This is a genomic window from Anaeromyxobacter sp. SG66 (genome assembly GCF_022690805.1).
Classification (GTDB): domain Bacteria; phylum Myxococcota; class Myxococcia; order Myxococcales; family Anaeromyxobacteraceae; genus Anaeromyxobacter; species Anaeromyxobacter soli.
The window spans coordinates 1-23,087 of the sequence record NZ_JALCZC010000017.1; the positions used below are offsets into that span (position 1 = coordinate 1).

The 23,087-nt window shown below is 70.9% G+C and carries 21 protein-coding genes and 1 tRNA gene; 17 read left to right on the forward strand and 5 right to left on the reverse strand.

The window, feature by feature from the left end:
• Together MNZ39_RS07445 and MNZ39_RS07450 are read left to right on the forward strand one after the other, a co-directional pair.
• Positions 1-596, forward strand: a 596-nt coding sequence (locus MNZ39_RS07445; RefSeq protein WP_242336832.1) for a pre-toxin TG domain-containing protein, incomplete at its 5' end; no start/stop codon positions are given.
• Between the two features lie 9 nt (positions 597-605).
• On the forward strand, positions 606-1,076 hold the full coding sequence (locus MNZ39_RS07450; RefSeq protein WP_242336834.1) for a hypothetical protein: 471 nt from the start codon (positions 606-608) through the stop codon (positions 1,074-1,076).
• A 463-nt stretch (positions 1,077-1,539) separates the two neighbouring features.
• On the opposite strand, the gene MNZ39_RS07455 is transcribed toward MNZ39_RS07450, so the two are convergent.
• Both MNZ39_RS07455 and MNZ39_RS07460 read right to left on the reverse strand, forming a co-directional pair.
• A complete protein-coding gene (locus MNZ39_RS07455) occupies positions 1,540-2,403 on the reverse strand; it encodes a sigma-70 family RNA polymerase sigma factor (protein WP_242336838.1) in 864 nt (287 codons plus the stop codon).
• Between the two features lie 4 nt (positions 2,404-2,407).
• Positions 2,408-2,761 (reverse strand): YciI family protein, encoded by a 354-nt coding sequence (locus MNZ39_RS07460; protein ID WP_242336841.1) that lies wholly within the window; start codon positions 2,759-2,761, stop codon positions 2,408-2,410.
• Positions 2,762-3,682: 921 nt separating this feature from the next.
• Between MNZ39_RS07460 and MNZ39_RS07465 the strand changes: the two genes are divergently transcribed.
• The 3 genes from MNZ39_RS07465 to ccsA all read left to right on the forward strand — a co-directional run bounded on the left by MNZ39_RS07465 (position 3,683) and on the right by ccsA (position 10,507).
• A complete protein-coding gene (locus tag MNZ39_RS07465) occupies positions 3,683-4,012 on the forward strand; it encodes a hypothetical protein (RefSeq protein ID WP_242336844.1) in 330 nt (109 codons plus the stop codon).
• A gap of 174 nt (positions 4,013-4,186) precedes the next feature.
• A complete protein-coding gene (gene gltA, locus MNZ39_RS07470) occupies positions 4,187-7,207 on the forward strand; it encodes an NADPH-dependent glutamate synthase (protein WP_242336847.1) in 3,021 nt (1,006 codons plus the stop codon).
• A gap of 930 nt (positions 7,208-8,137) precedes the next feature.
• Positions 8,138-10,507 carry a cytochrome c biogenesis protein CcsA gene (gene ccsA, locus MNZ39_RS07475; RefSeq protein ID WP_242336850.1) on the forward strand — a complete coding sequence of 790 codons (2,370 nt, stop codon included), beginning with the start codon at positions 8,138-8,140 and terminating at the stop codon, positions 10,505-10,507.
• A 331-nt stretch (positions 10,508-10,838) separates the two neighbouring features.
• Here ccsA and MNZ39_RS24295 read toward each other — a convergent pair whose 3' ends face one another.
• Positions 10,839-10,964 carry a hypothetical protein gene (locus MNZ39_RS24295; protein WP_255821625.1) on the reverse strand — a complete coding sequence of 42 codons (126 nt, stop codon included), beginning with the start codon at positions 10,962-10,964 and terminating at the stop codon, positions 10,839-10,841.
• A 43-nt stretch (positions 10,965-11,007) separates the two neighbouring features.
• Between MNZ39_RS24295 and MNZ39_RS07480 the strand changes: the two genes are divergently transcribed.
• Positions 11,008-11,835, forward strand: a complete 828-nt coding sequence (locus MNZ39_RS07480; protein ID WP_242336853.1) for a hypothetical protein — start codon at positions 11,008-11,010, stop codon at positions 11,833-11,835.
• 64 nt (positions 11,836-11,899) lie between these two features.
• Here the strand turns inward: MNZ39_RS07480 and MNZ39_RS07485 are convergent.
• Positions 11,900-11,976 (reverse strand) — tRNA-Arg (locus MNZ39_RS07485).
• A gap of 188 nt (positions 11,977-12,164) precedes the next feature.
• Here MNZ39_RS07485 and MNZ39_RS07490 point away from each other — a divergent pair.
• Together MNZ39_RS07490 and MNZ39_RS07495 are read left to right on the forward strand one after the other, a co-directional pair.
• Positions 12,165-12,848, forward strand: coding sequence for a NapC/NirT family cytochrome c (locus MNZ39_RS07490; protein WP_242336856.1), 684 nt, complete (start codon positions 12,165-12,167; stop codon positions 12,846-12,848).
• Positions 12,849-12,852: 4 nt separating this feature from the next.
• On the forward strand, positions 12,853-13,101 hold the full coding sequence (locus tag MNZ39_RS07495) for a hypothetical protein (protein WP_242336859.1): 249 nt from the start codon (positions 12,853-12,855) through the stop codon (positions 13,099-13,101).
• Between the two features lie 247 nt (positions 13,102-13,348).
• Here the strand turns inward: MNZ39_RS07495 and MNZ39_RS07500 are convergent, their stop codons facing one another.
• Positions 13,349-15,691: a hypothetical protein gene (locus MNZ39_RS07500; RefSeq protein WP_242336862.1), complete on the reverse strand. Its 2,343-nt coding sequence runs from the start codon at positions 15,689-15,691 to the stop codon at positions 13,349-13,351.
• Positions 15,692-15,911: 220 nt separating this feature from the next.
• Between MNZ39_RS07500 and MNZ39_RS07505 the strand changes: the two genes are divergently transcribed.
• The 9 genes from MNZ39_RS07505 to fabF all read left to right on the forward strand — a co-directional run bounded on the left by MNZ39_RS07505 (position 15,912) and on the right by fabF (position 22,950).
• Positions 15,912-16,559, forward strand: a complete 648-nt coding sequence (locus tag MNZ39_RS07505) for a response regulator transcription factor (protein WP_242336865.1) — start codon at positions 15,912-15,914, stop codon at positions 16,557-16,559.
• Between the two features lie 188 nt (positions 16,560-16,747).
• Positions 16,748-17,308: a DUF177 domain-containing protein gene (locus tag MNZ39_RS07510; RefSeq protein WP_242336868.1), complete on the forward strand. Its 561-nt coding sequence runs from the start codon at positions 16,748-16,750 to the stop codon at positions 17,306-17,308.
• Positions 17,309-17,339: 31 nt separating this feature from the next.
• Positions 17,340-17,519 carry a 50S ribosomal protein L32 gene (rpmF, locus tag MNZ39_RS07515; RefSeq protein WP_242336871.1) on the forward strand — a complete coding sequence of 60 codons (180 nt, stop codon included), beginning with the start codon at positions 17,340-17,342 and terminating at the stop codon, positions 17,517-17,519.
• A 6-nt stretch (positions 17,520-17,525) separates the two neighbouring features.
• A complete protein-coding gene (plsX, locus tag MNZ39_RS07520) occupies positions 17,526-18,608 on the forward strand; it encodes a phosphate acyltransferase PlsX (protein WP_242336873.1) in 1,083 nt (360 codons plus the stop codon).
• Positions 18,609-18,622: 14 nt separating this feature from the next.
• Entirely contained in the window at positions 18,623-19,603 is a 981-nt protein-coding gene (locus tag MNZ39_RS07525) for a beta-ketoacyl-ACP synthase III (RefSeq protein WP_242336876.1), read from the forward strand.
• 19 nt (positions 19,604-19,622) lie between these two features.
• Positions 19,623-20,564, forward strand: a complete 942-nt coding sequence (gene fabD, locus MNZ39_RS07530) for an ACP S-malonyltransferase (protein WP_242336878.1) — start codon at positions 19,623-19,625, stop codon at positions 20,562-20,564.
• A gap of 11 nt (positions 20,565-20,575) precedes the next feature.
• On the forward strand, positions 20,576-21,325 hold the full coding sequence (fabG, locus tag MNZ39_RS07535; protein ID WP_242336881.1) for a 3-oxoacyl-[acyl-carrier-protein] reductase: 750 nt from the start codon (positions 20,576-20,578) through the stop codon (positions 21,323-21,325).
• Positions 21,326-21,396: 71 nt separating this feature from the next.
• Positions 21,397-21,639 carry an acyl carrier protein gene (gene acpP, locus MNZ39_RS07540; protein WP_012097538.1) on the forward strand — a complete coding sequence of 81 codons (243 nt, stop codon included), beginning with the start codon at positions 21,397-21,399 and terminating at the stop codon, positions 21,637-21,639.
• Between the two features lie 69 nt (positions 21,640-21,708).
• The gene (gene fabF / locus MNZ39_RS07545) at positions 21,709-22,950 is read left to right on the forward strand and encodes a beta-ketoacyl-ACP synthase II (RefSeq protein WP_242336884.1); all 1,242 of its coding nucleotides are present in this window, start codon (positions 21,709-21,711) and stop codon (positions 22,948-22,950) included.
• Positions 22,951-23,087: the final 137 nt, after the last annotated feature.

A 23,087-nucleotide genomic window follows, 5' to 3' on the forward strand; every position in this document is an offset into this window, starting at 1 on the left:
CGCCCGCCTCGACCTCCTTCAGGACCTTGATGATCTGCTCGTCGGTGAACTTGCTCTTCCGCATCCGTCCTCCACGATCAGTAGAGGACTCACGCTTCGACCCGTCCAGTTTTCGGGGGGCAGGTCAGCTCGTCCAGCTGCACCCTGCAATCGCAGCGAACGTGGTGCTCTCCGGCGAGCAGGCAACCGGAGGCAAAGCCTCATTATGGGACCGTTTCCTCGCAGGCGTCGGGATAGTTCCTATCGCCGGGGTCCTGAAGTTCGCTAAAGGAACACTAGTCGAGCATGCAGCGGAAATTCTGGCGCGAGCGCACATCCGAGACGATGAGGTGATCAAGGTCTTGGTCGGGCACTTCCCGAACGCAGGCAGGAGCGCAGTGAAGAGCGTGTTCTACGAAGGAACGGACTTCCTCCAGCTCGTCGAGACCGCGGTGAGGTCTGATAGTAAGACGATGTACGAATCCGGCGGCAGGCTCGTCGTAGAGCATGCCTTCGATGCAATGATCGGTATCGACAAGAGTGGACAGGCGACAAACAAGCTGCGGGTTGTCCTAGAACCGAACGGCCAGGTCGTAACGGCCTTCCCGTTCCTGTAAAGGTGTTCCATGCACGAAGAGCTCGAGGTGGAGTATGTGATCCCGGACGACGAGTGGCTCACCGTCGCGTCAGGAGGTCCCGGCCTGGAGGGCGAGGCGGCATTCAATTACCTCAAGGGAACTGTCGAGCTCCAGCTTGCCGGGCGATCTCCGTGGCCGGCACCGTTCTACGTGTCAGTCGCGGATCTGGCGCTGCAGTTCTTGAACGCCGCAGAGAGCGGGTTTCCGGCGTCTGAGCGAAAGGCGTTCGTATCCGAGACAGACGGCGGGCTCGACCTTCAGTTGGAGCGCATAGGCGAGCACGTGAAGATGCGCGTGCCGCCGTACTCAGCGGTCGAAGTATCGATCCGCGGATACATCGAAGGGGTAGAGCGCTTCTTGCGGCGCTTCGCAATCGAGATCAAGGCGCGTGCGCCGAACGTACTGCTGGTGGACGAGCTCGCGGCATTGGCACCGTGGGCCGCGTCCGGAGTCCCCTGACGCCGCGTGCCGACGGTGATGCCCTCGCAGGCGTGGACGTTGAGTTCACGTACCGGTACGACGATCTGTACCGGCTCTCGTACGCGCGCGGAGAGGCGAAGCCGCGGCCGTCGACGCTGGACGGTTCACGTCGGTGTTCAAGTACTCGGACATCCACGACATGACGTCGAACGTGCAGGACCATTACGTCTTGCACGGCCGACGGGGGGGCGAGTACCCGCCGCACGCGACCCACGCGCTCGAGTACGGGTAGGGCGTGAAAGGCCCGCAGTAGGCTCCGCGGAGCAGAGACACCTCGTTCGCCTACGACGCGAACGGCAACACCTGCGCGAGTGCCGGGACCCGGCGGACTCGCCTACTGCCTTGCGCCGGATCACACGGCAGGGGCCGCGAATCCTGCAGCGTCCACCGGATTCACGCAGGGTTGGTCGAACACGGCGCAGCACCTTGCATGTCGGCAGGATCAGTCGCCGATCTCGAAGTCGAGCCCGGCGAGGCGCGCGGGATCCATGACCAGGTCGATCGCCGTGATCTTGCCATGCGCGATTGTGAAGACGAACGCCGCGCGCACCTTGTCGTCAACCGCCCAGACGGCGCCCGGCTCGCCGTCGATGAGCGCGGGCGAAGCGCCGCGGGAACGGCCCTTGAACGCCTGGGCGATCTCAGCCGAACCACGAACCTCGGGAGCGAGGCGAGGCGCGCCGTGCTTCTCCCTCGCCGCTGCGGTGCGCACCGCCAGCTCGTCGGCGCGCAGCACGGCGTCGGGCGAGAGCACGGCGAGCAGCCCTTCGAAGTCGCCGTCGCGCGATGCGGCGAGGAATGCGCTGACGAGAGCGCGGTTGGGAGCTGCCGAGGGGGCCTCGGCGCCGCGGACGCGCCGGCGCGCGCGGCTCGCGAGCTGACGCGCGGCCGCAGGCGTGCGATCGACAATTGGCGCGATCTCCTCGAACGACAGATCGAACATGTCGTGCAGCACGAAAGCGACGCGCTCGTCGGGCGCGAGCGTATCGAAGACGACGAGCAACGCAGGACCGATGGCGTCCGCCAGTCCAAACTCGAGCTCCGGATCGCTGCCCGCCTCCGGCGGCTCCGGCGCACCCTCGGGCCGCGGTCGCCGCGCGCGCAGCATGTCCAGACAGACGCGCGCGACGACCGTGGTCAGCCAACCGTTCAGGTTCTCGACGCCGCGCGTGTCGGCTCGGCTGAGCTTGAGCCACGCCTCCTGCACGGCGTCGTCGGCCTCGCTGGCCGAGCCGAGCATTCGCTGCGCCACTGCCCGCAAACGAGCGCGGCTCTCCTCGAATCGCTCCGCCAGCCAGTCGCTCATCGGCTCACCAATACTTCTCGGTCGGACGGATTTCCACCGCACCGCCCAGCCGCGCGGCAGGGATCCGGGTGGCGAGCGCGACGGCCGCCTCCACGCTCTCGGCCTCGAGCACGAAGAAGCCGGCGACCCCTTCGGAGAGATGAGTCCCGCTCTTGGTTTGCGGTCTTCCGTCGTGCACCTGCACCGTCCTGGCCGCGTCGGGCAGGCCCAGTGGCAGCCCCGGCGTCAGCCCAGGTGTGTCGTTGAGCGCCGCGTAGTCCGCGTAGATCTTCTTCTGCTCCGCTTCCGGCAGCGCCTTCCAGCGCTCCGACCCGGGCAGCGGCGTCGTCCCCTGGTAGATCAGCAGCACGAATTTCATTTCCAGTCTCCTTTGGCGACATGACGAACGGCGAGGCAGGAATGTGACGGCGCCGACGCCACGAGCACGGTCGCGCCGCCTCCTCAGCCGCGGAGGCTCGCGAAGGCCTGTGCCGGTGCGGGCGGGGTAAGCGGGTTGACGCGAGCGAGCGGACGCCGTCGCACACAGGTCAGGCGCCGTCGCAGCGTAGACAGCGTGTGGACCGTGAACAGTCACCCATGCTCATGCGGCCCGCGCCGGCGCCGCTCGAGCGCCCACGGAGGGGACATGCGGACAGCGTCGTCGCGCTCGCGATCCTGGGCCCTGCAGGAGGCCCGTTGACGGACAGTGATGGACGAGGAGTGCCTGGGCGGCACGTGTCATCTCGGCTCCGGCTGTTCGAGGTGGTGCGTGAGGACCTCGGGTCCAGCGTCGACACACTCCGGATCCGGTGCTCCCACCTCGACGGCAGATGACGCACAGGGGTCGACCCAAACCCGCGGAGGCGTGGATTGTCGACCCGCCCCCGGGTCGCATGGGCCCCGGGAACCTCTCGCACAGCATTTTCTCGGCGCAACGCTGCTCGGCGGCGTTGTGGATTATTTGTGGACAAAGGAACTCATCGCCGAAGCTCGCTGGGAGCGCGCCCCGCCCGTGCCGACGCAGGGCAGGGTGTCGCGGGCACTCTTGCAACGGCCGCAACCTCGGGGTTCATGCGGGCGCGCGCGACGTTCCTCGCGCTGCGCTGGCCTGGGGCCCAACCCGGGCAGCGGTCGCCGTCGCCGCTTCACCCGTCTCGGCCTGCTGCCCGCGCCTCGGGAACCCGCTGAGAGGTGACGATCCGGTTCATGGACGAGCCGCCGGTGGTCATCGAGCTCGCCAGCGGCGCGCGAGCCCATGGCGCGAGGCCGCGGGTGGCCGGGTCGTCTGCCCTTCGTGACGGTGAGCAGCGCGCCCAGCGCCGCGCTCGATCCGGCGCGCTCGCCCCCGCGTGCCTCGTGCCCACGAGCGTCTGCGACGCGGGCGCGCTCGTCGCAGGGCGGGGACACGCTCGGCCCGGAGCCCGACGCGCCGAGCCCCATCGCCTCGTCCTGCCTCGACGGCGACGCGGGCACCTACCGGGTGGACGAGCCGCAGTCGCCCTTCGTGCTCGAGCCGGGCACCGTCCAGGCGGTGCGCGCCGTCTACCGCGACGCCTCGGCGCCGCAGGAGGCCTGCTCGGTCGGGCCCTTCGTGGACCACGACGACCTCGCCTTCGAGCTCGCCCCCTGACGACCGCGGGCCGCCCGCGCGCCGGCGCGGCGCGGGCGGTCAAATGTGGACCCGTTCCGTCAGGAAATATCCAAGGAAATTCGCGGACCTCCCCTTGACGCCCCGAGCCGGTCGCTGCTACGACCGCGCTGCCGCGCGCCTTTTCGTCACCCCCAGGGAGGCACCGAAATCCCGATGTACAAGATCGTTCGCCGCGAAGCGTTTTCCGACACGACCTTCCTCTGGGAGGTCGAGGCCCCCGACGTCGCCGCCTCCGCCCAGCCCGGCCACTTCGTCATGCTCCGCCTCCGCGAGGGTGGCGAGCGCATCCCGCTCACGGTCGCCGACTACGACCGCAAGGCGGGGACCATCACGATGGTCGTCCAGACGCTCGGCAAGACGACCCGGGAGATGATGACCGACTTCGCGCAGGGCGACAGCTTCGTCGACTTCGTCGGCCCGCTCGGCCTGCCGCAGCACATCCAGAAGTACGGGCACGTCGTGCTCGTCGGCGGCGGCCTCGGTGTCGCGCCGGTCTACCCGCAGCTCCGCTCCTTCAAGGAGGCGGGGAACCGCACCACCGGCGTCATCGGCTTCCGGAACAAGGACCTCGTGTTCTGGGAGGACAAGTTCAAGAAGTACTGCGACGACCTCGTCGTCTGCACCGACGACGGCTCCTACGGCAAGCCCGGCTTCGTCACCGCGGCGCTGAAGGAGATCCTCGAGAAGGACAAGCCGGACCTCGTCGTCGCCATCGGGCCGCTCCCGATGATGAACGCCTGCGTCGAGACCACGCGGCCGTTCGGCGTGAAGACGATGGTGTCCCTGAACGCCATCATGGTGGACGGCACCGGCATGTGCGGCTCCTGCCGCGTGACGGTGGGCGGCAAGGTCGCCTTCGCCTGCGTCGAGGGGCCGGACTTCGACGGCCACAAGGTGGACTTCAAGGAGCTCCTCTCCCGCCAGAAGCGGTTCAAGAGCCAGGAGCAGCGCGCCAGCGAGGACTACGCGCACGTCTGCAACCTCGAGAAGCAGCTCTTCGAGGAGAACAAGAAGAACTACCGCAAGATCAAGGACCTCCTCCCGAAGCAGACGCACATGCCCGAGCGCGACGCGCTCGACCGGTCGCGCAACTTCAAGGAGGTGAACCTCGGCTACGGCCTCGAGGACGCCCTCCAGGAGGCCGAGCGCTGCATCCAGTGCGCGAAGCCGACGTGCGTCTCGGGGTGCCCCGTCCAGATCGACATCCCGGGCTTCATCAAGCACGTCGCGATCCGCGACTTCGACGGCGCGCTCGAGGTCATCAAGCAGGCGAACGCCTTCCCGTCGGTCTGCGGCCGCGTCTGCCCGCAGGAGTCGCAGTGCGAGGCGCAGTGCGTGATCGGCAAGAAGGTCGAGTCGGTCGGCATCGGCCGGCTCGAGCGCTTCGTCGGTGACAACGCGACGCCGAAGCCCGTCGCGCCCCCGCGCTTCGCGAAGAAGCTCGGCAAGGTCGCCATCTGCGGTTCCGGCCCCGCCGGCCTCTCCGCCGCCGCCGACCTCGTGAAGTACGGCGCGGACGTGACCATCTACGAGGCGCTGCACGTCGTGGGCGGCGTGCTGCAGTACGGCATCCCGCCGTTCCGCCTCCCGCGCGACATCATCGCTCGCGAGGTGAAGCAGCTCGTCGACCAGGGCGTGAAGATCGAGACCAACAAGGTCATCGGCAAGACCTTCACCGTCCCGCAGCTCATCAGCGAGAAGGGCTACGACGCGGTGTTCCTCGGCGTCGGCGCGGGCGCGCCGGCGTTCATGAACATCCCCGGCGAGTCGGCGAGCCAGGTCTACTCGGCGAACGAGTTCCTCACCCGCGTGAACCTGATGGGCGGCAACGTCTTCCCGTTCAAGGACACGCCCGTCACGCTCGGCAAGAGCGTCGCCGTGGTCGGCGCCGGCAACACCGCCATGGACTGCCTGCGCGTCGCGAAGCGCCTCGGCGCGCCGACCGTCCGCTGCGTCTACCGCCGCACCGAGGCGGAGGCGCCGGCCCGCATCGAGGAGCTCCGCCACGCGAAGGAGGAGGGCATCGAGTTCTTCTTCCTCCACGCGCCGGTCGAGATCTACGCGGACGCCGACGGCAACGTGACGGGCATGAAGGTCGAGGAGATGGTCCTCGGCGAGCCGGACGAGAAGGGGCGCCGCAAGCCGGTGCCGACCGGGAAGTTCAAGGACCTCGACTGCGACACCGTCATCGTCGCCCTCGGGACCAAGGCGAACCCGATCGTCACGCAGTCCACCCCGGGCATCGCGCTCAACAAGTGGGGCAACATCGCCGCGGACGACGGCCAGCTCGACTCGACGCAGTCGACGAACCTCCCCGGCGTGTTCGCGGGCGGTGACATCGTCACCGGCGGCGCGACGGTGATCCTCGCCATGGGCGCCGGCCGCCGCGCCGCGAAGTCCATCGCGACGTACCTCTCCAGCGGCAAGAAGTGGCCGCTCACCAAGGAGGACGTCGCCGCGTTCAAGCCGATGGCGCCGCTCCCGGAGACCGCGCGCTTCGCCGGCGCCTCCGCCGCGGCGGGCGCGCTCGAGACCCCCGGTCCGACCTGCCCGAAGTGCCACCGGCCGGTCGAGGGCGACGAGGCGTACGTCTGCTGCGCCGGCTCGACGCTGCAGTGGCGCTGCGACGACTGCGGCAAGGTGAGCGAGGGCTTCGCCTTCCCGTACGGCATGTGCCCCGCGTGCGGCGGCAAGCTCGCCGCCCTGGAGCGCGGCAAGGTCGAGGACGCCGCGGCCCAGGACGCCATCCGCGTCGCGTTCGAGATCGAGCTCGGCGGCATGGCGTTCTACAGCCGGGCTGCCAAGGAGACGCCGGACGCCGGGCTGAAGGCACTGTTCGGGAAGTTCGCCGCCATGGAGCAGGAGCACATGGCGACGCTCTCGCGCCGCTACCACGCGGACATGCCCGCGCCGTCGGCCGACTTCAAGGTCGAGCGCGCCGCGATCTACGCGGGCATCGCGAACCGCCCGGAGGATCCGGCGAACCTGTTCCGGATCGCGATCGCCTTCGAGGAGCGCGCGGTGAAGTTCTTCACCGAGCGCGCCGAGAAGACCGTGCCGGCCTCGGCGGAGCGCCAGCTCTACAAGGAGCTCGCGGCGGAGGAGCGGGAGCACGTCGACCTGCTCACCACCGAGTTCGAGCGCTGGAAGCTGGGCAAGCCGGGGCTCCTCTAGCCTCGTGACGGACGGGCGGTGCGCGGGAGCTCGCTCTCGCGCACGCGCCTCGCACCTCGACACCGTGCGGCGGGCCGCCCTCGCGAGAGGCGCGGCCCGCGCCGTTCGTGAGGCCCGCTGACGGGCGACGGGCGCGCCGCGCGCGCGTGGCCGAACGCCGCGGGGATCCCCAAGCTAGATGGGAACCCTCACGTGGAGGACTCCCGCGGCGGCGGACGATGTCGCGGCCGACGTGCGCGCCAGGCGCGTCCGCCGTGCGAGCGGGATCCTGCGTCCAGGGCGAGCGGCCGTCGCCTCGAGGGGCGCGGCCCGTGCTGGCCCCCTGTCCTCCTTCGCCGCCGGGGCTCCCCTCCCTTTGCTCCCGCCGCGCGGGAGGGCAGGGGGACGGTACAGCGCCGGTGCCGTCGCGACCGCCGTGAGGAGCCGCCTGGCTCCTCGCGAGGCGGGGCGGCCAGCCCGGTTCGCTGGGCGTGGCGACGCGAGGGGAGGGCGCGGCGAGAATCCGCGCACCTGCGGCGCACTCGCGCATAACCTGCGCGGAGTCCGCGGAAAGTGGACGGCGCGCGCACCGAGATCCTCGGCAGGTCCGAGCCTCCGGACTCTCCGGGCTCCTGCTCCGCGAGGACCGGTCCAGCGCAGCTGATCTCACGCAAGACCGCGAGATCCCGGGCGAGGCATGGTGCTCCTGGGGGCGGGGACGCGGCAGGGAGCCGCAGCGGGCGAGCGTCCCGGCGACCGCTCCCGCGCGGATTATTCCTAGCGATCCCGGCGTTCTGCCGGTGGCCCGAAGATGGCAGGGACGCCACGTGGCCGTCGCGGCCGTGCCGCGATGGCCTGGGCTCACCTGTGGGGCCCAACCCGATGTTCGGGTCGCCCGCTTCCGGCGGGAGATCCGGCGTGTCGCCGGATCGTTTCGGAGGGTTCGCGTCGATGAAGAGGCTCCTGAACCAGCTCGCATCCCTGAAGCTCGCCGTGATCCTGCTCGTGCTGCTGCTCATCGGGCTCGCGGCGGGGACGATCATCGAGTCGTCGAGGGGCGCGCCCGTGGCGGCGCGGACCGTCTATTACGCCTGGTGGTTCCTCGCGCTGCAGGGCCTGTTCGCGGTGAACCTCATCGCGTCGATCCTGTCGCTCGCGCCCTGGGGCAAGCAGCGCATCGGCTACCTCATCACCCACACGTCGATCATCGTCATCTTCCTCGGCGCGGGGCTCACCTACTTCTTCAAGACCGAGGGGCAGCTCGGGCTGTGGGAGGGGCAGAGCGCCGGCGAGATCGCCGCCCTCGACGCGAACGGGCAGCCTTCGGCGGCGCACGAGCTCCCGTTCCTGGTGAAGCTCGACGACTTCGAGGTCGAGAACTACCCCGGGACGATGCGGCCCTCGCAGTTCCGCAGCCGCATCCACGTCACCGACCGTGAGACCAAGGAGACGTTCGCGGCCGAGGTCTGGATGAACCACCCGCTGCACTACCGCGGGTACAGCCTCTTCCAGTCGAGCTACCAGCAGGATCGCGACCCGCAGACGAACGAGGTCACCCGGGAGGCGACGGTCCTCTCCGTCTCGAAGGACCCGGGCCAGAACCTGGTCTTCGTCGGCTACGCGTTCCTCGTGCTCGGCATGATCGTCGTGCTCGGCACCCGCATGGCGGAGGCGAAGAAGCGCGGTCAGCTCGAGCGCATGCTCGCGGGCGACGACGCCGGCAGCGCGCGCCCCTCGGGCCGCGCCGGGAAGACCGCCGCTGCGATCGCGCTCGCGCTCTTCGCCTCGGCCGGCTCGGCGCAGGCGCCCGCGCCCGCGCCCGCGGCGATGGACGGCTGGGCCAAGGTCGACGCGATGCGCCGGCTGCCGGTCCAGCACGACGGGCGGACCATGCCGCTCGACACGCTCGCCCGCGAGGCGGTCTGGAACGTGACCGGCTCGTACACCTGGAACGGCGAGGACCCGGTCGTCACCGTCGCGCAGTGGCTCTTCGACCCGATGCGCGCGGCGAACACGCCCCTCGTCCAGCTCGGCAGCCCCGAGCTCGCGGTCGCGGTGGGGCTCCCGGGCGGCACGAAGTACGCCTCCTTCGCGCAGCTCGTCTCGAGCCAGCGCGTCCTCGGCATCATGCAGCAGGCGCGGCAGGCGGCGATGTCCGACCGGCCGCGCACGGGCGTGCTCGCGCAGGCGGAGAAGCTCGAGGAGCGGCTCGTCTGGATGCAGGGCTTCCTCGAGAAGGACAAGCTCCGGGCCATCCCCGTGGCGGGCAAGCCCCGCGCGCGCTGGGGCGTGCCGCAGCCGATGAGCACCGTCGACGACCTGGTCGCGCTCTCCACCGGGCCGCGCCTCGACGGCTGGCCGTCGCCGCAGGCGATCGACCGGGAGATCCTCTACAAGAAGGTCCGCGCGACGCGCGTCGCCTGGATCATCCTCCTGGGCGCGCTGGTGGTCTCGCTCGTCGCCTGGAACCGCAAGTCGAAGCTCCTCGAAGGCCTCGCGTTCGCCGGCCTCCTGGGCGGCTTCGCGGTGATGACCTGGGGCATCGCGATGCGCTGGGCGGTCGCCGGGCGCATCCCGGCGTCCAACATGTACGAGTCGCTCTTGTTCCTCGCGTGGGGCGTCGGGCTCTTCGCGGTGGTGGCGCTCCCGGTGCTGCGGAACCGCCTCGTCGTCCTGAACGCCAACGCGATGGCGGCGCTCACGATGGGGCTCACGGACCTCCTGCCCATCGACCGCTTCATCCACCCGATGCCGCCGGTGCTCTCCGGCACGCCGTGGCTCGCCATCCACGTGCCGATCATCATGATCGGCTACTCGGTGCTCGCGCTCGGCGTCGTCATCGCGCACATGCAGATCGGCTTCACGATCTTCGCGCCGCGCCGGACGGATCTCACCGTCCGCATGTCCGACCTCAACTACTGGTACATGCTGGTCGGCTCGATCCTGCTCATCGCCGGCATCCTCACCGGCTCGGTCTGGGCGGCGTCGTCGTGGGGCCGCTACTGGGGATGGGATCCGAAGGAGGTCTGGTCGCTCGTCGCGTTCCTCGCGTACATGGCGATCGTCCACGGGCGCTTCGACAAGCTCATCGGCCAGTTCGGCGTGGCGGCGCTCTCCATCATCGCCTTCCAGACGATCCTCATGACCTACCTGGGCGTGAACTTCGTGCTCGGCACGGGCCTGCACTCGTACGGCATGGGCGATTCTCCGGTGGTGAACTGGATGATCATCGTCGCGCTCGCCGAGGCGGCGTTCGTGACCTGGGGCTTCCTCGCGCACCGCAAGCAGGAGCAGGCGCTCGGGACGTCCACGGCGGCCTGAGCCGCTCGCCAGCCTCGCCTCGTCCAAGGGCCGGTCCGGGTGCTCCGGGCCGGCCCTTCTCGCGCCCGGCGTCCTGCGGGGCCGTCACTTTCGGTGCGTTCACCCGGGGCCTGTCGAGCAGCCTTCGAGGGTGAACCCCGTGAAGGGAGCGGCCAGCGCACGACTCCGCACACACCGTGCGCGAGGCAAGCGACCGGGCAGGCCATCGCTCGAAGCTCCGGTGAGCGGGATATGGATCGGGCGCTCGCATGGGGGCTGTCATGCGATTTTCCTGTCATCGCTGCGGCGAGCGCTTCGCGACGTCGAGCGAGCCCGTGGCGGGCTGCGTCTATCAGGTGCCGTGCAGGTGCGGGCACAGCACCTTCGTGCTCTCGTTCGACCCGACCATCGCCGAGCCGCCGGAATCCAGCCCGCCGCGGTCGCCGCTCGCCATGGAGCGGATGACGTGGATCGCCATCGGACCTCCGCTTCCACCGAGCGTCTCGGAGGATGCGCCGTGGGTGGAGCCCCTCTCCGACGACTCGGTCGAGCCGCCGCGCCTCGCGCAGCGCGACCCCGACGCGCCCCCGGAGGAGGCGGACGCTCCGGTCCCGCCGGCTCCCGTGCCGTTCGGCGCCGCCGCGTGGCGCTTGATCACCGAGGGTTCCTCCCGCGGCGCCGTCGTGGCCCTGGGGCTGCGCGCCTGGCTCGTCGCTCGCGCGCACCCCCGCGCGACCCTCGCCGCGTCCACCGCGGGCGGCGCCCTGGTGGCGGCGGCGACGGTCGCCGCCCTGTCGACGGCCCTCGCGGCCGGGGCCGCGCCCGCCAGGACCCCGGCGGCGAGCCGGGAGCCCGTGGCGGCGCTGGCGGTCGTGGCCGGAGGCGGCGCACCGACGATCGCGGCCGCCGAGGCTCGTGCGCTGCCGGCGCCCGCCTCGCCCGCGCCGACCCCGGGCAGCGCGGGGCGGTCGCAGCCCACGCCGCGCCGCGACGGGGCGAGCGCCGGGTCCCGCGAATCCGCTCCAGTCGCCGCGGCGGCGACGCGCGAGGCGGCTCGCCCTGCCGAGCTCGCCGCTTCTCGCCCCGAGGACAGCAGCACCGCGGCCGAGGAGGCCGAGGCCTCCGGGGAGCCCGCCGCCGGTACGGTGGAGGACCCGTTCGACGCCGTCTTCGATGCCCTCGTCGAGGCCCCCGTGCCGTCGCGCGAGGCCACGGAGCCGGCGCCCGAAGAGGCGGACGAAGCGACCGCGGCGGCCGTCGCCACGGAGGCGCTCCCCGCTGCGCTCGAGGGCGGAGAGGTCGCGACGCGCGTGCCTGCCGTGGCGGAGCAGGGCACGCCGGCGGACTGACGCTCCCTCGAAAGCGAGAGGCCCGTCCCCGGGCATGAATGCCGCTGGGACGGGCCTCTCTGAGTGGCGCGCGGTACAGGATTCGAACCTGTGGCCTTCGGCTCCGGAGGCCGACGCTCTATCCAGCTGAGCTAACCGCGCTTGCGAGCCGCCGTATCTAGTGCAGGTGGGGCGGAAAGGCAAGGAGTTCGCGGCGCTGCGTGATCGCGCGCGATCCTCTCCGGAACGGCACCCGGGGCCGGGGCGGGAGGGGGGACTCCTCGCAGGCGCGGCAAAATGACGCGGTTCCGCCTTGAAGTGCCCGGACCCACATGGTAGCAAAACCGACCGTGCAAGAGATCAACTCGCTCGAGCAGCTCCTCAAGCTGACGGCGGTCGCGGCCGCCGCCATCGCCGCCCTCATCATCATCTGGTACCTCGTGAAGCGGCCGCCGCTCGGGCGGCTCACGAAGGTGCTGCTGCTCTTCGGGCTCGGCGTGATGCCGATCGGCGTCGCGCTCACCGGCAACGTCTCCGGGTTCGAGTACACGCTGAAGCGCGAGTTCTGTAGCTCCTGCCACGTGATGCTCCCGTACACCGAGGACGCGGCGGACCCGAGGTCGAACAGCCTCGCGGCGATCCACAGCCGCAACGCGACCTTCGGCGGCGAGAGCTGCTACACGTGCCACGCCGACTACGCCCTGTTCGGCGCGATGACGACCAAGCTGAACGGGCTCAAGCACCTCTACTATTACATCACCGAGTACGCGAGCTCGGGCCCCTACGGCGAGAAGGGGCCGCGCATCCACCTCTACAAGCCGTTCAAGAACGGGAGCTGCACCCGCTGCCACTCGACGACCGCGCCGAACTGGCTCGCTCGCGAGGAGCACGCCGGGATGATCGAGGACCTCCGCAAGGGCGACGCGGGCTGCATCGACTGCCACGGCGGCGCCCAGGTCCACCCGCGCTCGTTCAACCACGGCGGCAACGGCCGCGCGCCCACGGCGTCCGCCGCCGGCGAGAAGAAGGAGTAGCGCCGTGATCGGACTCTCGAAGATCACCGTCCGCCGCCTCGTCAACGTCTCCGCGGTCCTCACGCTCGTCGCGCTCGGCCTCATGGTCGCCGGCCTGTTCTGGCCGTCGCCGCTGCTGCTCGTCCTCGCGATGAGCCTCGGCCAGCTCTTCGGCACCTCCTCGCTGGCGCTGTACCTCCTCGCGATCGCGCTCGACCTCCAGGGCGTCGGCGAGGACGAGGCGCTCGGCGGAGGGGACCGCCCGCAGTCCTGATGCAGCCACAGGCGCCAGGCGTCGGCCTGGGCTCAAGCCTCACGGACGGCCGCCCCGCGCACGCGCGGGAGCGGCCGTCGGCGTTTCAGGGCGAGACCCCGACCCCGACCTCGACCCCGACCTCGAGACTTCTGACCGCCGCCGCGACATCGCCGCCCGCCGGACCGGAAACCGCGACCTCCAGAAAGAGAACGGCCGCCCGCGCGTCGAGCGCGAGCGGCCGTTCGTACGACGACTTCTGGTGGCGCTAGCCGATTCCCACGCAGACGCAGTTCATGCCGGTCGTCGGATCGCAGCGCTGGGTCGTGTTCGCCTGGTTGACGCACACGCCGTTGCAGCAGCCCGGCGTCGGCGAGCACGCCTGACCGAGCGGCGCGCAGACCGCGGGCTTGACGCAGACGCAGCTCGAGCCGTCGGTGCAGGGCTGCGCCGTGTTCGACGCGAGCGCGCACACGTCGTCGGTCGCGCAGCATCCCGAGGTCGTGTTGCAGGAGGTGCCCGTGTTGGCGCAGACCGGCGCCTCGCAGGCGCCCGTCGTCAGGTTGCACGACAGGCCCGTGCAGCAGTCGCCGTTGGTCGCGCAGGGCAGCGCGACCCCGGAGCAGCTCGGGGGCGGGACGGCGCACACGCCACCGAGACACTGCTCGCTGGGCGTGTTGCAGCAGTCCGCGCTGGCGGCGCAGGCCTGGCCGGTGGCCGCGCAGAGGGTACCGGTCGTGCCGCAGGTTCCGGCGGTCGCGCCCGGCGGGATGTCGCAGGAGAGCCCGGAGCAGCAGTCGCCGCCGACGGTGCAGCTCGCGGAGGTGCCCTGGCACGGCGTGCGGCAGACGCCAGCGTCACACGTCCCGGAGCAGCACTGACCGTCCGTCTGGCAGGTGTTGCCATTCGGCGCGCACGCGTTGCAGGTCCCGGCGACGCAGGCGCCGGGGCCGCCGCAGCAGCCGGTCGTGTTCGCCGTGCAGGAAGCGCCGTCCAGGATGCACTGCGGCGGCGGCGGCGCGGTGTCGGTGCAGAGGTAGCCGATCTCGCTGACGAGCTGGCAGGTGGTGCCCTCGCAGCAGCTCGTGTCGCTCGTGCCGGTGCAGAGCGTCCCGCGCGGCTTGCAGGAGTTCGTGTCCGCGCAGCGGAGCACGCCCTGGGAGTCGGGCACGCAGGGCGCGAACCCGCAGCACTGGTCGCGGAACTGGCAGATGTCGCCCGGCGCCATGCAGCAGAGCGGGTTCGACCCGTCGTAGCCCGTCGGGCAGTTCGTCCCGGTGCCGCCGCCCGGCGGCGAGCCGAAGCAGCGCGCGACGTTGTTCATGTCGAGCTTGCAGACGAGCTTGCCGCTCCCGTTGAACTTCACCCCGGTCGCTCCGTCGGGGACGCAGCAGTTCTGGGAGGCGTTGTCGCCGAAGGCGCCGCAGATGTTCCCCGGCGGGTTGCACGATCCGCCGTTGTCACAGGTGTGATCGGCGGGATCGCAGTGGATCGCCTGCGAAGGCGCGACGAGCTGGTTGATGTTGCAGCACGAGGCGTCGCCGTCGCAGTAGTTGCCCGTCATGCGGCAGCCGCCGGCGGGCTGGCACACCCGCGTGCCGCTGCCGAGGTCGACGCACTTGCGCGTGCAGCAGTTCGAGTCGTTGTCGCAGGGCACGCCGTCCTGCGTGCAGCCGCCCGGCGCGTCCTCGCAGCGGCCCGGGGCTCCGCCCGTCGCGCTGCAGAGCCCGGAGCAGCAGTCCTCCGTGCGCGTGCAGAGGTCGCCCGGGGCGTGGCAGGAGTAGGCCGCGGCGCAGGTGCCGCCCTGGCAGTTGCGCGAGCAGCACTCCAGCGCCGCCGTACAGGCCTCACCGAGCGTGGTGCAGGTGTAGCCGGTGCTGCCGGAGGGGAGCTTCGCGCAGGTGAGCGTGCCGTTCAGGAGCTCCGCGTACTCGGAGCAGCACTGCGACGCGTCGGCGACCGCCGTCCCGGCCTGCTTGCAGACGGTCTGGGAGCACGCGCCGCCCGTGCAGGTGCGTGAGCAGCACTCGCCGGCGTTCGCGCACGCCTGGCCCGGCTCCTTGCAGAACCCCGACGGAGCGCACGCCCCGTCGACGCAGTTCGCGGAGCAGCACGCGCCGTCCTGCGTGCAGGCGACGCCTTCAGCGAAGCAGCCGGGCGTCGTCGGCTCCGCGCACTTACCGGCAGTGCACGTGCCCGTGCAGCACTCGCTCGGCGCGGCGCAGCTCGCGCCGAGAGCGAAGCAGCCGCCAGGACCGGGGGGCTCGGTGCAGATGCCCGAGCCGCACGAGTTCGAGCAGCAATCCGAGGGGGCCGTGCAGGGCTGGGCGACCGCCTTGCAGGTGCCGCCGCAGACGCCGCCCGGGCAGGTGTTCGAGCAACAATCGGCCGGGCCGGCGCACGCGGCGCCGTCTGGCGAACACTGCCCCGCGGGGACGCAGACGCCCGCGCCACCGCAAGTGCTGCCCGCGCAGCAGTCGGAGGCCGCCGTGCAAGCGGCGTCTAGTCCCTTGCACGAGGTACTGCCGCCGCCACCGCCGGAGCTGCAGGCGAGGATGAATGAGGTGAGGGCAGCGACGAGCAGCCCGAGCCGAGCGTGTCCGCTTCGCATGAAAGCCTCCTGGACGACCAGGCGAGCAACCTGACACAGCTCTGTGGAGATTTCCATTTGGTGTCAGGTACTTCCGTGTGCGGACGGGTAGGCGATGGGTCTCCAGGGTGCCATCTCTGCGGGGGGGTGGGTTTCTTGACCCCCTGCGCGCAGGGCTGCTACTTATGAGCGGGTTTTTCCGGAAGGTGGGGGGTCCACCTCCGTGTGAAGGTGGGGGAGCATGGCTATCCGGGCGATCGCGGTCGAGGACGACGAGGCGGTCTCTAGGCTCATCGCGCAGGTTCTCACGTCGCACGGATTCGAGGTCTGCGGCACCGCGGCCACCGGAGAGGACGGGGTGACGCTCGCTCGCCGGGAGAAGCCGGACGTGGCGCTCGTCGATCTCGGGCTTCCGAAGATGAGCGGCGAGGACGTGATCGCGACAATTCGCCACGAGCTGCCCAAGACCGCCTGCATCGCGCTCACCGCCGTCGACATCCCCGCCCGCGTCCTCGGCGCCATGCGCGCCGGCGCGGCCGGCTACATCCTGAAGCCCTTCCACGCCGCCGAGCTCACCCGGGCGGTCGAGGACGTGCTGACCGGCGACGCCGCGCCCATCAGCCCGCGCGCCGCGAAGGTGCTGCTGTCCGAGCTGCGCGGCGATCCGCCGGACCAGAAGGCCAAGGACGGCCCGGCGCTGTCGAAGCGCGAGCTCGAGGTCCTCCAGCTCCTCGTGCACGGCCACACCTACGCCGACGTGGCGCAGGCGCTGGGCATCGCCGAGGGGACGGTCCAGACCTACGTGAAGCGGATCTACGAGAAGATGGACGTCTCCACGAAGGCCGAGGCGGCGCTCCTCGCCGTCGCGCGCGGCCTCGTGAAGCCCTGATCCCGGGGCCTCGCCCGGAGGTTCGGCCCCTCGCGCCGCGATGAAGTAGGCTCGCGCGGGGGTTAAGTAGGTCGTCTCCTTCGGCGAGAAGGGGCGGCGGTCGGCGCGCGCCGTGGCTCGGCGCGCCTTGACTTCGCCTGATCGACCCCTATAATGAGGCCCTTTTTTGGTCTCGGGAAGCGTTGTAAATGCGCGTCAACATTGACGAAATCAAGGAGGCCGGACTCCGGCGTAGCTGGGACGTGGCCCGCGAGCAGGTCGACGAGCTGGTGTCGGGAGAACGCGCGGGATATCGCGCGCGTGGCCCTGCTCACGTGGAGGCGAAGCTCGACAAGATCGAGCGGCGCGTCCGCATCGACGGGCACGTGAAGGCCGAGCTCTCGGCGGCGTGTGGCCGCTGCCTCGGCCCCGTCTCCATCGACGTCCCGGTCGACTTCGAGGTCACGCTCGTCCCGGCCGACCAGTACGGCGACGAGGCGCGCGCTGCGAAGGACTCGAACACCGGCCCGACCGCCGGGAGCTTCGATCTCGATGATGCGGAGGAGGACACGTACTCGGGCAAGACCATCGATCTCGACCCGATCCTCCGCGAACAGCTCCTCCTCGCGCTGCCGGGGTACCCGGTGTGCGGCGAGGGCTGCAAAGGACTCTGCCCCGTGTGCGGGGCCAATCTGAACGATCGCGAGTGCGGCTGCGATCGCCACGTTCCGGATCCGCGCTGGGCGGGCCTCAAGAACGTGAAGCTTTAAGCGGCCGCACGAGAAGCCAAAGGAGCACGCCGTGGGTGTCCCGAAGAAGCGTACGAGCAGCATGCGCCGCGACCGCCGTCGCGCGGCCAATTTCAAGATCAAGGCCGCGAACGTCACGAAGTGCCCGAAGTGCAAGGAGCCCGTGCTCTCGCACCGCGCCTGCCCGTCCTGCGGGACGTACAAGGGCGAGCAGATCACCGAGGCGACGTAAGCCCCGATGGTCGAGAAGATCGCGCCCGTCGCCGTGGATGCGATGGGGGGCGACCACGCCCCGGGCGCGATCGTACAAGGTGCCATTAACGCAGCGCGTAAGGGGCTGGCCGTCATCCTGGTCGGCCCTGAAGCGCGCGTGCGTGAGGAGCTCGCTCGCCACCGCGCCGGGCACGCGCTGCCCATCGAGGTGCATCACGCGGGCGAGGTGGTCGAGATGCACGACCACCCCGGCCAGGCGATGCGCCGCAAGCGCGACAACTCCATCCGCGTCTGCTTCGAGCTCGTGAAGGCGGGCAGGGCGAGCGCGATGGTGTCGGCCGGCAACTCGGGCGCGGTGATGGCGGGCGCGATCTTCGTGCTCGGCCGTCCGGAGGGCGTGGAGCGGCCGGCGATCATCTCGGTCCTGCCCGCGCTGAAGGGCGCCTCGATCCTGCTCGACATGGGCGCGGTGGTGGACTGCAAGCCCATCCACCTCGTGCAGTTCGCGCTCATGGGCGAGGTCTACGCGCGCCGCGTGGTCGGCGTGGCCCGCCCGAAGGTCGCCATCCTCGCGAACGGCGAGGAGGAGTCGAAGGGCACCGAGCTCACCCGCGCCGCGGCGGCCGCGCTCCGTGAGGCGCCCATCCACTTCGTCGGCTACTGCGAGGGGCGCGACCTCCTCACCGGCGAGGTGGACGTCATCGTCACGGACGGCTTCACCGGCAACGTCGCCCTGAAGACCATGGAGGGCACCGCCAAGGTGGTCGGCGAGTACCTGAAGCGCGCCCTCCGCTCGACGGCGGTGTCGAGCCTGGGCGGCCTCCTCTCGAAGGCCGCGCTCGACGGGATGAAGAAACGCCTCGACTGGCGCGAGGTGGGGGGCGCGCCGCTCGTGGGCGTGAACGGCGTCGGCTTCATCTCCCACGGCCGGTCGGACGCGCTGGCCGTCGAGAACGCCATCCGCCGCGCCCGCGACGCGGCCCGCACCCGCTTCACCGACGAGATCGCCCGGGCAGTCGCGCCCGCGGAGTCGCTCCTCGAGCGCGCCGCCGACCGCGCCGAGAAGGCGTCCACCCCCCCGCGCCGCGCCTCGTCGCACGACGCCTGATCCGAAAGGTAGAGATGCGCTCGTTCATCGCCGGTACCGGCTCTTACACGCCCGAGAAGGTCCTCACGAACAGCGACCTGGAGAAGATGGTCCAGACGAGCGACGACTGGATCGTCGAGCGGACCGGCATCCGGGAGCGGCACATCGCGGCGCCCGAGGAGGCGACGAGCGACCTCGCCGTGAAGGCGTCCATCCGCGCGCTCGAGGCGGCCGCGCTCGACCCCAAGGACGTCGAGCTGATCGTGGTCGGCACCGTGACCCCCGACTATCCGTTCCCGTCCACGGCGGCGGTGCTCCAGGGCCGGCTCGGCAACAAGAAGGCCTTCGCGTTCGACCTCTCCGCCGCGTGCGCGGGCTCGCTCTACGCGCTCTCCGTCGCCGATCGCTTCGTCGCGAGCGGCGCGGTGAACAACGCGCTCGTGGTCGGCGCGGACACGCTCACGCGCATCACGGACTGGACGGATCGCAACACCTGCATCCTCTTCGGCGACGGCGCGGGCGCCATGGTGCTGAAGCCGAGCACCGACCCCAAGCGCGGCATCCTCACGACGCGCCTCCACACCGACGGCTCGCTCGTGCCGATCCTGCTGCAGCCCGGCGGCGGGTCGCGCGAGCCGATCTCGGAGAAGCTCATCCGCGAGAAGTCGCACTTCGTGAAGATGAACGGCCGCGAGGTGTTCAAGATCGCGGTGCGCGCGCTCGTGGAGAGCTGCCAGGAGGTGCTCGCCGCCGAGCAGCTCACCACCGACGACGTGACCTGGGTCATCGCGCACCAGGCCAACAAGCGGATCCTGGACGCGACCCTCTCGCGGCTCGAGATCCCGGCCTCGAAGTGCTGGATGAACCTCGAGAAGTACGGCAACACCTCGGCGGCCAGCGTCCCCATGACGCTCGACGAGGCGAACCGCGCCGGCTGGTTCAAGAGCGGCGACGTGATCCTGATGATGGCCATCGGCGGCGGCATGGCGTGGGGCGCCAGCGTCGTCCGGTGGTAGGCGAGGAGACCGCACGAAGATGGGCAAGCTCGCGTTCGTCTTCCCCGGCCAGGGCTCGCAGGCCGTGGGCATGGGCAAGGATCTCCACGACCGGTTCCCGGAGGCGCGCGCCGTGTTCGACGCGGTCGACGCCGCGCTCGGCGAGCGGCTCTCCGCGCTCTGCTTCGAGGGTCCGGAGGATCGGCTCCGCCTCACCGCCAACACCCAGCCCTCGATCCTGACGGTCTCCGCGGCGGCGGCGGCGGTGCTCGCGGCGCGGGGGATCGCGCCCGACCTCGTGGCCGGCCACTCGCTCGGCGAGTACTCCGCGCTCGTCGCGGCGGGCGCCTGCGGCGCCGCCGAGGCCGCGGCGGCGGTCCGCGCGCGCGGCACGTTCATGCAGGAGGCGGTGCCGGCCGGGCACGGCGCGATGAGCGCGGTGCTCGGCCTCGACCCGGCGAAGGTGCGGGAGATCTGCGCCGCGGTGGCCGCCGAGACCGGCGAGGTCGTCTCGCCCGCCAACTACAACGAGCCCGCCCAGACCGTCATCGCCGGCGCCGCGGGCGCGGTGGAGAAGGCCGGCGTGCGCCTCAAGGAGGCGGGGGCGAAGCGCGTGCTGCCGCTCCCCGTGTCCGCCCCCTTCCACTCGGCGCTCATGGCGCCCGTGAAGGCGCGGCTCGAGCCGGTGCTGCGGGCCATCCCGTGGAAGGCGCCGCGCTGCCCGGTGGTGACGAACGTCGAGGCGAAGCCCAGCGAGGACGCGGCGCGCATCGTGCCCCTGCTCGTGGAGCAGGTGACGGCGCCGGTGCGCTGGATCGAGTGCGTCGAGGAGCTCGCGCGCCAGGGCGTCACCCGCGTCGTCGAGGTCGGACCGGGGAAGGTCCTCGCCGGCCTCGCGAAGCGCATCGACAAATCCCTCGAGGTGTGGAACGTCGAGGACGGCGCGTCGCTCGAGAAGACGCTCGCGGCGCTGCGGGCCTGAGAGGAGACGGGATGTTCGACTTCACCGGGAAGACCGCGCTCGTCACCGGCGCCTCGCGCGGCATCGGCCGCGCCATCGCCGTCGCGCTCGCGAAGGGCGGCGCGAGCGTCGCGCTCAACTACGCGGGCAACGAGGCCGCCGCGGCCGAGGCGCTCGAGCTCGTCCAGCGGGCGGGCGCGCCGCGGGCGAAGCTCTACCGGTTCGACGTCGCCGATCCCGCCGCGTGCAACCAGGCGGTCGAGGACGTGGTCGCGGAGCTCGGCGGGCTGCACGTGCTCGTGAACAACGCGGGCATCGCGGTCGACCAGCTCGTCATGCGCCTGAAGGACGAGGACTGGAACCGGCAGCTCCAGGTGAACCTCACCGGCGCGTTCAACCTCACGCGCGCCGTCACGCGCCCCATGATGAAGGCGCGCGGCGGCTCGATCGTGAACCTCACCTCGGTGGTCGGCGAGATGGGCAACGCCGGGCAGGCCGCCTACGCGGCGACGAAGGCCGGCCTCATCGGGCTCACCAAGTCCGTCGCCCGCGAGCTCGCCTCGCGCAACGTCCGCGTGAACGCGGTGGCGCCGGGCTACATCGAGACGGACATGACCGCGGCGCTGCCCGAGGCCGCGAAGACCAAGCTGCAGGAGCTCATCCCGCTCGCGCGGCTCGGCACCGCGGAGGACGTCGCGAACGCGGTGGCGTTCCTCGCGAGCGATCTGGCGTCGTACGTGACCGGCGAGGTCCTGCGGGTCAACGGCGGCATGTACATGTAGCCTCGCCATTTGCGGCGCGGCGCTTCAACGGCTTCACGGCTTCACGGCTTCACAACCAGGAGGAACGGAACATGACCACGGCGAACGTCGAGCAGAAGGTGAAGAACATCATCGCGGACCAGCTGGGCGTGGGCGAGGACGAGATCAAGATCACGTCCAGCTTCATCGAGGACCTCGGCGCGGACTCGCTCGACATCGTCGAGCTCGTCATGGCGATGGAGGAGGAGTTCGAGGTCGAGATCCCGGACGAGGAGGCGGAGAACATCAAGACCGTCCAGGACGCGGTGAACTACATCACGACCCACAAGAAGTAGACGCGAGACCAGGACCCCGGGCCTCCGCGCCCGGGGCGCAGCTCAAGCTTCTCCATCGAGGTGAACAGCATGACCAGGCGCCGTGTCGTCGTCACCGGGCTCGGTCTCGTCTCCCCCGTGGGCATCGGGGTGGACGAGTCGTGGGCCGCGCTCGTCGCGGGAAAGAGCGGCATCGGGCCGATCACCCTGTTCGACGCGTCCACCTTCCCCACCCGCATCGCGGGCGAGGTGAAGGGCTTCGATCCGACGAAGTTCATGGATCGCAAGGAGGCGCGCCGCAACGACCGCTTCATCCAGTTCGCGCTCGCCGCGGCCGACATGGCGATGAAGGACGCCGGCCTCGACATGGCGAAGGTGAACGCGGAGCGGGTGGGCGCCATCGTCGGCGCCGGCATCGGCGGCCTCGGCACGATCGAGGAGGAGCACAAGACCTTCCTCGAGAAGGGCGTCCGGAAGATCGGCCCCTTCTTCATCCCGAGCCTCATCATCAACCTCGCGCCCGGCCAGATCAGCCTGAAGTACGGGATGAAGGGCCCGAACTTCTCGCCCGTGTCCGCCTGCGCGACCGGCAACCACTCCATCGGCGACGCGACGCTCTACATCGAGCGCGGGCTCGCCGACGTGATGATCACCGGCGGCTGCGAGGCGACCATCACGCCGCTCGGCATCGGCGGATTCTGCGCGGCGCGCGCGCTGTCCGAGCGCAACGACGCGCCGGAGAAGGCGAGCCGGCCGTTCGACAAGCACCGCGACGGCTTCGTCGCCGGCGAGGGCTCCGGCCTCCTCATCCTCGAGGAGTACGAGCACGCGCGGCAGCGCGGGGCGCGGATCTACGCCGAGGTGGTGGGCTACGGCGCGAGCGCCGACGCGAACCACATCACCTCGCCCGCCCCCGAGGGCGAGGGCGGCCAGCGCGCGATGCGCATGGCGCTCGGCGACGCGGGGATCTCCCCCGACCAGGTGGGCTACGTGAACACGCACGGCACCTCGACGCCGGCGGGCGACGTGGCGGAGTGCCAGGCGATCGCGAAGGTGTTCGGCGAGCACGCGAGGAAGGGCCTCATGGTGTCGTCGACGAAGTCGATGACCGGGCACCTGCTCGGCGCCGCCGGCGGCCTCGAGGCCGTGGTGTCGGTCCTCGCGCTCGCGCGCGGCGTCCTGCCCCCGACGATCAACGTCGAGGAGCAGGATCCCGAGTGCGCGCTCGACGTCATCCCGAACCACGCGCGCGAGGCCCGCATCGACTACGCCATGTCGAACTCCTTCGGGTTCGGCGGCACGAACGCGGTGCTGATCTTCAAGCGGGTCTGAGTTGAGCTGACCCGCGGCCGGTCCCGCCCTGCGGACCGCGGCCGCCCAGGAGGCCGAGCGCCCGCCGGGCGCTCCGCTCCGTCGCCCCGACGAGAGGGGGCGACGGGGGGCGGCCGGTTGTGGAAGAATGCCGCCCC

Bases quoted from the DNA above. Each gene is read 5' to 3' on its own strand.
- MNZ39_RS07450 (WP_242336834.1), top strand. From the start codon at position 606: ATGCACGAAGAGCTCGAGGTGGAGTATGTGATCCCGGACGACGAGTGG.
- MNZ39_RS07455 (WP_242336838.1), bottom strand. From the start codon at position 2,403: ATGAGCGACTGGCTGGCGGAGCGATTCGAGGAGAGCCGCGCTCGTTTG.
- MNZ39_RS07460 (WP_242336841.1), bottom strand. From the start codon at position 2,761: ATGAAATTCGTGCTGCTGATCTACCAGGGGACGACGCCGCTGCCCGGG.
- gltA (WP_242336847.1), top strand. From the start codon at position 4,187: ATGTACAAGATCGTTCGCCGCGAAGCGTTTTCCGACACGACCTTCCTC.
- ccsA (WP_242336850.1), top strand. From the start codon at position 8,138: ATGAAGAGGCTCCTGAACCAGCTCGCATCCCTGAAGCTCGCCGTGATC.
- MNZ39_RS24295 (WP_255821625.1), bottom strand. From the start codon at position 10,964: ATGGCGATCCACGTCATCCGCTCCATGGCGAGCGGCGACCGCGGCGGG.
- MNZ39_RS07500 (WP_242336862.1), bottom strand. From the start codon at position 15,691: ATGCGAAGCGGACACGCTCGGCTCGGGCTGCTCGTCGCTGCCCTCACC.
- MNZ39_RS07505 (WP_242336865.1), top strand. From the start codon at position 15,912: ATGGCTATCCGGGCGATCGCGGTCGAGGACGACGAGGCGGTCTCTAGG.
- MNZ39_RS07510 (WP_242336868.1), top strand. From the start codon at position 16,748: ATGCGCGTCAACATTGACGAAATCAAGGAGGCCGGACTCCGGCGTAGC.
- plsX (WP_242336873.1), top strand. From the start codon at position 17,526: ATGGTCGAGAAGATCGCGCCCGTCGCCGTGGATGCGATGGGGGGCGAC.
- MNZ39_RS07525 (WP_242336876.1), top strand. From the start codon at position 18,623: ATGCGCTCGTTCATCGCCGGTACCGGCTCTTACACGCCCGAGAAGGTC.
- fabD (WP_242336878.1), top strand. From the start codon at position 19,623: ATGGGCAAGCTCGCGTTCGTCTTCCCCGGCCAGGGCTCGCAGGCCGTG.
- fabG (WP_242336881.1), top strand. From the start codon at position 20,576: ATGTTCGACTTCACCGGGAAGACCGCGCTCGTCACCGGCGCCTCGCGC.
- acpP (WP_012097538.1), top strand. From the start codon at position 21,397: ATGACCACGGCGAACGTCGAGCAGAAGGTGAAGAACATCATCGCGGAC.
- fabF (WP_242336884.1), top strand. From the start codon at position 21,709: ATGACCAGGCGCCGTGTCGTCGTCACCGGGCTCGGTCTCGTCTCCCCC.